The 7,696-nt window shown below is 69.8% G+C and carries 9 protein-coding genes; 8 read left to right on the forward strand and 1 reads right to left on the reverse strand.

The annotated features are described in order from the left end of the window. Positions 1–175 precede the first annotated feature (175 nt). The 8 genes from MFF30_RS25225 (at position 176) to MFF30_RS25260 (ending at position 7,220) form a co-directional block, all read left to right on the forward strand. Entirely contained in the window at positions 176–559 is a 384-nt protein-coding gene (locus MFF30_RS25225; RefSeq protein ID WP_238282970.1) for a CsbD family protein, read from the forward strand. 192 nt (positions 560–751) lie between these two features. Beyond that, positions 752–1,216 (forward strand): BA14K family protein, encoded by a 465-nt coding sequence (locus tag MFF30_RS25230; RefSeq protein WP_238282971.1) that lies wholly within the window; start codon positions 752–754, stop codon positions 1,214–1,216. A gap of 151 nt (positions 1,217–1,367) precedes the next feature. Next, positions 1,368–1,853 (forward strand): YidB family protein, encoded by a 486-nt coding sequence (locus MFF30_RS25235; protein WP_238282972.1) that lies wholly within the window; start codon positions 1,368–1,370, stop codon positions 1,851–1,853. A 121-nt stretch (positions 1,854–1,974) separates the two neighbouring features. After that, positions 1,975–3,132: a coiled-coil domain-containing protein gene (locus MFF30_RS25240; RefSeq protein ID WP_238282973.1), complete on the forward strand. Its 1,158-nt coding sequence runs from the start codon at positions 1,975–1,977 to the stop codon at positions 3,130–3,132. A 75-nt stretch (positions 3,133–3,207) separates the two neighbouring features. Further along, the gene (locus MFF30_RS25245) at positions 3,208–3,495 is read left to right on the forward strand and encodes a hypothetical protein (RefSeq protein ID WP_238282974.1); all 288 of its coding nucleotides are present in this window, start codon (positions 3,208–3,210) and stop codon (positions 3,493–3,495) included. 71 nt (positions 3,496–3,566) lie between these two features. Continuing rightward, a complete protein-coding gene (locus tag MFF30_RS25250; protein WP_238282975.1) occupies positions 3,567–5,375 on the forward strand; it encodes a LysM peptidoglycan-binding domain-containing protein in 1,809 nt (602 codons plus the stop codon). 596 nt (positions 5,376–5,971) lie between these two features. After that, on the forward strand, positions 5,972–6,388 hold the full coding sequence (locus MFF30_RS25255; protein WP_238282976.1) for a hypothetical protein: 417 nt from the start codon (positions 5,972–5,974) through the stop codon (positions 6,386–6,388). 211 nt (positions 6,389–6,599) lie between these two features. After that, positions 6,600–7,220: a hypothetical protein gene (locus MFF30_RS25260; protein ID WP_238282977.1), complete on the forward strand. Its 621-nt coding sequence runs from the start codon at positions 6,600–6,602 to the stop codon at positions 7,218–7,220. A 221-nt stretch (positions 7,221–7,441) separates the two neighbouring features. On the opposite strand, the gene MFF30_RS25265 is transcribed toward MFF30_RS25260, so the two are convergent. After that, a partial coding sequence (locus MFF30_RS25265) for a hypothetical protein (RefSeq protein ID WP_238282978.1) occupies positions 7,442–7,696 on the reverse strand: 255 nt, incomplete at its 5' end.

Consider the following 7,696-nt stretch of genomic DNA (forward strand, 5'->3'; position numbering starts at 1 on the left):
CTGGCGGGTTTCCTGGGCGGCCGCTTCGGCGCCCCCAAGCTCCACACCCTGGCCGACGGCTACGCCGCCCGCCGCGCCTGATCCACCAGAACCAACCCGCGAACCCCGGCCGGTCCCCGCGACCGGCCGGGTCTCGCATCCCCGCATTCCCCCTCGAACTCAGGAGATCCGACCCATGAACGGAGACCAGTTCCGCGGCGCGTCCCGCCACGTCAAAGGCCGTGCACAGACCGCCCTCGGCGGTATCACCGGTGATCCGGCCCGCCAGGTCCGGGGCGCCGTGAACCAAGTGGCGGGCGGCGCGCAATACGCCTACGGCCGCGCACGCGAGCGGGCCGAAGATTTGGCCGAGGACGGCCGTCACCTCGCGGACGCGGCCCGTGACCGTGCCGACGACCTCATTGCGGACGGCCGCGATTTCGCCCGTCACGCGCGCAAGCGCGGAACCACCTACGGCCGTCAGGCCGTGCGTTACGCTGACGACAACCGCACCTCCGCCCTTCTCGGGCTCGCCGCCATCGCTTTCGCGGTCGGCTGGCTGTCCCGCTCCCGGCGCTGACTCGCAGACCACGCAAGCCCGACCCAACGGAGACTAACCCATGATCCGCAAGCTCCTGACCGCCTTCCTGCTCCCGAAGATCATCGCCTACGTCAGCCGCCGTTTCGGCGGCCGTTCCGCCGTCCCGCCGAATCGCCGCGGCTACTGAACCTCGCCGACCAGCCCGCTTTCGTACCCGGAGACCGTCACACGATGAAGTTGACCCTCGTCCTCGCCGCCACCGTCGCCGCCACCCTGGTCGGGCTGCCGGTCCAGGCTTCCCCCAGCGGGGCATCCCCCGTTCAGGTCGCGCCCCTCGAGGCGCTGGCCCGGGGCGACCTGCCGACCGATTACGTCCAGTATCGCCGGTTCGGGCATCGCCATGGCTGGCGCGGCGGGCGCGGGTACGGACGGGGCTATGGCGCACGTCGCGGCTACGGATATCGGCGCGGCGGGCCCGGCGTGGGCGCGGCGGTCGGCGCGGGTGTAGCAGGCCTCGCCGCGGGCGCCATCATCGGCGGTGCCATCGCCAATTCGCAGGCGCAGGCCGCCCCCGTGGTCGTTCGGGGCGGCCCCAACCCCGAGGCCGTCGCCGCCTGCGCTCGCCGCTTCCGCTCCTACGACGCGGCCAGCGGTACCTATCTGGGCAACGACGGCGATCGTCACCCCTGCCCGTGATGCCCTCGGTGGCCGGGGCGGGCGCTCGCGTCCGCTCGCGCCGGCCCACACCGGCCACTGAACGGAACCGCGTCTCGAAACGGGCGCCCGGATAGATCCCGTCCGCCCTTTCCCGCCCCACCCTTCACCCCGAGACCTCAAAGGACGAACCATGAGCAAGGGCTATCCCTCGATGACGGCGCTGCTGGGCCTGCTGGCCGTGGCGGGCTACCAGAACCGCGACAAGCTCGCCGAGCTGCTGAAGGGCCACGACGCACCGGCACACGGTACCGTCCCGCCGATCCCGAACACGTCCCGCCCGGCCCCGTCGAGCAGCGGCAGCAGTCTCGGCAACCTCGGCGGTCTCCTGGGTGGCGTCGGCACGGCCGGGATCGGCGGTCTGATCGCCAGCGGCCTGAGCGAACTCGTCGACCATTTCACGCAAGGCGGTCACGGTGAGGCGGCCAAGTCCTGGGTCAACCAGGGGCCGAACCGCGACATCCCCGAGGCCGACCTTGAGCGCGCCATCGGGTCGGACACCCTCGACCACCTCACCCAGCAGACAGGCCTGAGCCGCAGCGCGCTGCTCTCCCGCCTGTCGCGCGAGCTGCCCTCGGCCATTGATCGCTACGCCACCGACGGTCGCACGACCGCCTGATCGCGACGGATGCGGCCGGCGCCCGGTGTGGGTGTCGGCCATCCACGACGCCGGGTGACGCCACGTCGGGGTTCTTCGATCCACCACCTTCCCCGACCTTGCCCCGACCTTGCGAGATCCCATGGCCATCGACTACCGCGCGGAACTGCGCCGCCCCGTTCCCTTCAGCCTCGCGGTCGTGGCCGCTGTGCTGCTCGTCTGGCTGATCGTCGCCTCCATCGCGAGCGCGCGCCAGCGCGGGGCGCGCGACCACCGCATTGCCGATCTGCAGACGCAACAGATGTCGCTGCGCGCCGACCTGGAGCGGCAGATCGCGGCCGCCGGGACCTTGAGCACGCTCCAGGGCAAGATCAGCGCGGCCCAGCAGCAGGACCAGCAGGCGACCCAGGCGGCCGAGCAAGCAAAGGCCCGGGCCGCGACGCTCGTCCAGGAGCAGCAGGCCGCCGAGGCCAAGGCCTCCGAGATGCAGCGGGCGGCGGAGTCCGCGACGCGCAAGCTCACCGATGTTCAAGGCCAGGTCGCAGAGGCAGAGCGGACGCTCGCTCCCCTGCGCGACACCATCGCCAAGGCCGAGAAGGCGGCCGTCGACCGCACGCAGGATCTCGCCGAGGTCGGTCGCCGGCTCGAGGATGCCCGGGTGCAGGAAGCCAAGCTGCGCGCCGATCTCGCCACCATGACCCAGGAGGCGACCGCCAAGACGGCCGATCTCGCCAAGGCCGAGGAGCGTCAGCAGAACGCCCGCGAAGCTGCCGCCGCCGCCCAGAAGGAGCTGGCGGATGCCCGCGCCGCAGCCGAGCAGGCGACCCGGCAGCGCACCGAGACCGAGCAGGCCGTGGCCGGACTGAACGCGAACCGGGACAGGCTCACCGGCGAGGTCGAGCAGGCCAATCGCGAAACGCAGCAGGCGCGGGACGGGCTGACGGGCGTTCAGAAGGACCTCGCGGAAGCCAAGGCGCAGCGCGATCGGGTGCTGTCCGAACGCAACCAGGCCGAACAGACGGTCCAGGCGCTGTCGGCCGACCGCGATGCGGCCAAGGCCGCCGTCGAGGGCCTGCAGAAGCGCCAAGCCGATGCCCAGGCCGAGCTGGCGACGCTCACCGAGACCCTGGCGGCGCGCAACAAGGAGGCGGCGACCCTCGACGAGCGGCTAGCCACGACCCGGCAGGACCTCAGCACCGCTCAGGCGAAGCTCGCCGAACTGCGCCAGCAACTCGCGAGCCCGCCCGCCGAAGGTCCGGGCACGCCGGGCCAGCCCGGGACCGCTCAGCCGCCGCGCTGAGCTCTCGCCGGACCCCGTAAGCCAGCATCCGCGCAAGCCGCTTGCAACACTCCATACCGAAGTCGGGAAATCCACATGACTGTCAGTTTCGCTGCCGTGACGGCAATCGTGCTCGCGGGGGCCCTGGCGTTCTCGCGGCCCGCTTCGGCGCAGGAGGGGCCTGAGCGGGAAGGGCCCGAGATGGAGGCCATGCGGGCGAATTGCGGGGGTGATTACCTGCGCCTGTGCGCGGGGATGAAACCGGGCGGACCGGAGGTGAAGGCCTGTTTCAAGCGCAACCGCCCGAACCTCTCGGAGGGCTGCTCGCGTGCCATCGCTGCCTATGAACGCACCCGCGCCGGACGCGACGAGGCGGACGACTGAGGCCCGGTTCGCGCAGCGCCACGATCGGCATTCCCGGTCATCATTTGCAACGAAGGAGACGAGGGACCGGTATGTTGACCCGCTTGCGCCACGGCCTCGTGCGCGTATTCCCCGGCATCCTCCTGATCGTCCTGGGTCTGCTGGCAGCCCTGTTCCGTGGCCGGCGCCCGCGCCGGAATGCTGCCGGCGTGTCGGCTCCGGCCCTCCAGAGGGCACCTGCGCCCCCACCCGCGCCTGTGCCGGGGCTCGGGCGCTGCGCCGGTGTGTTCGTACTCCTCGCGCTGCTTGTCGGGATCGGGATGATCGTCGCCCTAACCGTCGGTGGCGACCCTCTGCGGCGCTTCGCGTCGATACCCCCGCGCGCGGCGACGCCGGTGGCGGAGATCGCGCCGTCTGAGACGGTTGGCGGCCGGGCGTCGGGTGACGGCGTGTCCACACCGGCCGGATCGGACCGGCAGGCGCAAACCGGTGAGGCGCAAGCCGTCGCATCGGCTGCGAACGTCCCGGCCTTCGATACCGTGCGGGTCGAGCCGAGCGGCGAGTTCGTCGTAGCCGGGCGTGCCACGCCGGGCGGAACGCTGGAACTCCTCGTCGACGGTAAGCCCGTCGCGACGACGGTCGCGGATGCGAACGGCCAATTCGCCGTCGTTCCGCCGGCCCTCCCGACCGGCAACAGCGAGATCGCGCTGCGCGTGACCGATGGCCAGGGGCACACGCAGCCCTCGCGGGAAAGCGTCGCCGTGGTGATTGCGCCTTCGCGCGAGACAAAGCCGCTGGTTGCCCTGACCTCGCCCGACAGGCCGACGCGGGTCCTATCTCAGCCCGGCCCGCCGCGTTTTTCAGATCGCCCGCAGCCGGATGCCGCCTCGGGAGCACAGGCGACGGCGGCCTTGCGCGCGCCGGATCTGCCCCGGTCCGGCTTGCCGGGTACTGGCGATGCGAGACCGGGAGCAAATGCCTCCGCCGACCGGACGGTCGACCGCGGTACTATCAGCCCGGGCGCGTCTCGTGGCTCTTCCCTCGACGCCCCGCCCGGCCCTGTGGCGCTAGGTTCGGCCGAGGGGCACGCAGCCGCACCGCCTGTCGTCTCCACCGGTGCCAGCTCCACCGGTGCCGGCTCTGCCGGTGCCGATGCGGCGGAGACGCCCACGAAGATCGTGAGCATCGACGCGCAGTCGGGCGGACGGCTGTTCGTCACCGGCCGATCCACCGCCGGTTCGATGATCCGGCTCTATCTCAACGACACCCTCATCGCCCCCGCCAACGTCGGACGCGACGGGACGGTGACCTTCGGGATCGGACGGGGCGTGAAGCCCGGAGACTACAAGGTCCGGCTCGATCAGGTAGAGGCCGGATCGGGCAAGGTCCGCAGCCGGGTCGAGGTCCCATTCTCGGTTCCGGACGTCGCTACTGCTCCGGAAATCCGTTCGGTGCCGGAAGAGGCGCGTCGAACCGCCGGGATCGCCCCCATGGCTACGGAGTCCGCCCATGGTTCCGGGCGCCGCGAGGGCGGGGAATCGCCGGAAGTTGGTGCGGTGCGCCCGATGGCCGCGACCCCGGCGACCCCGGCGACGCCCGCGCAGTCCGCCCGAACACCTGACCTCGCGCGCGGGCCGCAGGCGTCCGGTGACGTCCTGCGCGAGCCCGGAGCCGGCCCCGCCATCGTTTTCGTGCCCGAAGTGAAGACGGCGCGGATCGAGCGGGGTGACAGCCTCTGGGCGATCAGCCGGCGCACCTACGGCGAGGGTGATCGCTACACGGCGATCTACGACGCCAACCAGGATCAGATCCAGAACCCGGATCTGATCTATCCCGGCCAAGTCTTCGTGCTGCCGAGCGAGGACGTTATCGAGGCCGGGCAAACTCAGAAACGCGGCTGACGGAGCAAGTCCATGACCACTTTCACCAAGACGATCACCTACATCCTGGCCGCCGCCGCGGTCTGCACCCTCGTCTTCGTGGTCCTGCAATCGGGCAGCCTGCTGGCGAATTCCTAGGGGGGACGCGCCTGCGAGCCTGGCTGCGTCGGCCCGCGATTCATGGCACCGACCGCCACCGCAACGGATGCGGTCTCCAGGCTCACGATGCGTTGAACCTTCGTCGAAGGCATGGTGTCGGCGGCGATGCTCTCGGCTTCCAAGTCGGCGCCGAGGCTATTGCGGCGTATCGTACCCCTTGCCACTCCGACTATAGGATAGCCTCCCGCTCGGACAGGTTCCGGAGCACGGGCGCGCGATCCCGTCCTGTCGGATGTGATGTCTCATCGTGCGACGAGGCATCCTATCCCATCGGCCTGGGCTATAGGTGGGGCTAGTCATCCACGAAAGCGCCCGGATCTGGTCCGCATCTAGGCTGAGATACCGATCCGGCTGGATGGAGATACTGACCCTGTGACGTGTTGACCTGGGTCGCAATCGGAACGCACCGCGGCCCTTCGCTGTTACCACGCCATACCCAACAGTTAAGGAAGTCTCGAATGCGCAAGCTCGCTCTTGCATCGACCGCCCTGCTCGGCCTCGGCCTTCTGGCATCCGCGCCCGCCGAGGCCCGTGGCTGGGGCTACGGTCACGGTTACGGACACGGCGGTTACGGACACGGCGGCTACGGCGGCGGTTACCGTGGCGTCGGCTTCCGCGGCGGTTACGGCGGATATCGCGGCTACGGCCATGGGTATGGACGGGGCTACGGCTACCGTCGCGGCATCGGTCCCGGTGCAGCCATCGGCCTCGGCATCGCCGGCCTCGCAGCCGGTGCCATCGCGGCGAACAGCTATGGTGGTTACGGCTACGGCTATGGTCGTCCCGTCGGTTATTACGGCGGCGGCTACGGCTATGCTCCGGCCTACGGCTACAGCGGCGGTTACGGCTATCCCGCGTATGGCTACGGCTACTAAGTCAACGCGAACCTAATTCGCCTCAACCAGATTGAAGACTAGTCACGATGGGCGTTCGGCTAACAGCCGGGCGTCCATTGTTTTTGTTGATGTCGGTTGTCACAAATACTGCCGCTCGCTTGAATGTTATCGAGACACAGGACAGAAACACAGAACGTTTTCCGGATTGTCCTGTTGTCGAAGGGTTCATTCGGAAATCAGGAAACCTGGAATGTCGCGTCTGAAGTTGCTCTGCGGCGTCGCCGCACTGTCGGCCCTTGGTTTTGCCAACTCAGCTGCCTTCGCTCAGGAGGGAGGCCCCTGCACCGATGACATCGCGGCGTTGAAGCGCGAACTCGGAACACAGGTCGGCATGGGCGCTCCGGTCTCCCAGCCCGATACCGGACAGCAGAAGGGCCCAAGCAGCGCTTCGTCCGACCAGACCGCCAACACGACCGGCAGCACGGCAAAGCCCGCCGGAGGCGCGGACACGGATCGTGCCCAGCAGGGTGGCGCCGCCCGCGAGACCGGGGGCTCCCCTGGCACGGTCGGGGGTGTCTCCGGGCCCGTCGCCGCGGCGGCGGGAACCGGTCAGGCCGACGCGGTCGCGAACGGGCGCATCGCCACCTCGCCGGGTGACGTCCGTGCCCAGTCCGAGAACAAGCCGACCGCCGCCGCGCAAGCCGCGAATGGTGGCACGCCCACCGCCTCGGCGAGCCTTTCCTCCGAGGACAAGGTCTCGCAGGCCAAGAGCGCCCTGCAGCGCGCGACTGACCTCAACGCGAAGGGCGATCAATCCTGCCGCGAGGCTGTCCAGCAGGCCCGCTCGCTGATGCCGCAGCAGGGCCGCTGATCCCTCACGCTAGAGATCACACAGTGGGCACGGCGCGTTCCTGGCGGGGCGCGCCGTGCCCATTTTTTATTGTGCCGTCCGGGGCGGCCTTCACGGTCGCTACAGGCTCAGGAAGGCGTTGGCTGAGCCCACGACCGTGAAGGCGAGGCTGCCGACAAAGGCGGCGGCCATCGCGTAGGAAAAGCCCTTCAGCAGCATCGGGTGATCCGTCTCCCGTCCGATCAGCAGCGGTTCCCGCCCGAGGTCTGGCCGTATTGCTGCGTGGGGAAGTTCTGCTGGTTGGCGTTGCCCTCGGCGGCCGAGCTCATTGGACAGCTGTAGGGGTTGCGCAGGGGCGCGGCGCGGCGGGGTTCGAACGAGCCCGTGGTCTCGATGTCGTAGGGCGCGAACCCGGTGTAACGGGAGGGGCTGTCGTAGGCCATCGCGGACGAGATCGGAGCAACGCCAAGGACAAGGACGGTGGCAAGAGCGGCGAT

Origin of the sequence: Methylobacterium goesingense, assembly GCF_022179225.1 — a bacterium.
Classification (GTDB): domain Bacteria; phylum Pseudomonadota; class Alphaproteobacteria; order Rhizobiales; family Beijerinckiaceae; genus Methylobacterium; species Methylobacterium goesingense.

Bases quoted from the DNA above. Each gene is read 5' to 3' on its own strand.
- MFF30_RS25245 (WP_238282974.1), top strand. From the start codon at position 3,208: ATGACTGTCAGTTTCGCTGCCGTGACGGCAATCGTGCTCGCGGGGGCC.
- MFF30_RS25260 (WP_238282977.1), top strand. From the start codon at position 6,600: ATGTCGCGTCTGAAGTTGCTCTGCGGCGTCGCCGCACTGTCGGCCCTT.
- MFF30_RS25255 (WP_238282976.1), top strand. From the start codon at position 5,972: ATGCGCAAGCTCGCTCTTGCATCGACCGCCCTGCTCGGCCTCGGCCTT.
- MFF30_RS25235 (WP_238282972.1), top strand. From the start codon at position 1,368: ATGAGCAAGGGCTATCCCTCGATGACGGCGCTGCTGGGCCTGCTGGCC.
- MFF30_RS25230 (WP_238282971.1), top strand. From the start codon at position 752: ATGAAGTTGACCCTCGTCCTCGCCGCCACCGTCGCCGCCACCCTGGTC.
- MFF30_RS25225 (WP_238282970.1), top strand. From the start codon at position 176: ATGAACGGAGACCAGTTCCGCGGCGCGTCCCGCCACGTCAAAGGCCGT.
- MFF30_RS25240 (WP_238282973.1), top strand. From the start codon at position 1,975: ATGGCCATCGACTACCGCGCGGAACTGCGCCGCCCCGTTCCCTTCAGC.
- MFF30_RS25250 (WP_238282975.1), top strand. From the start codon at position 3,567: ATGTTGACCCGCTTGCGCCACGGCCTCGTGCGCGTATTCCCCGGCATC.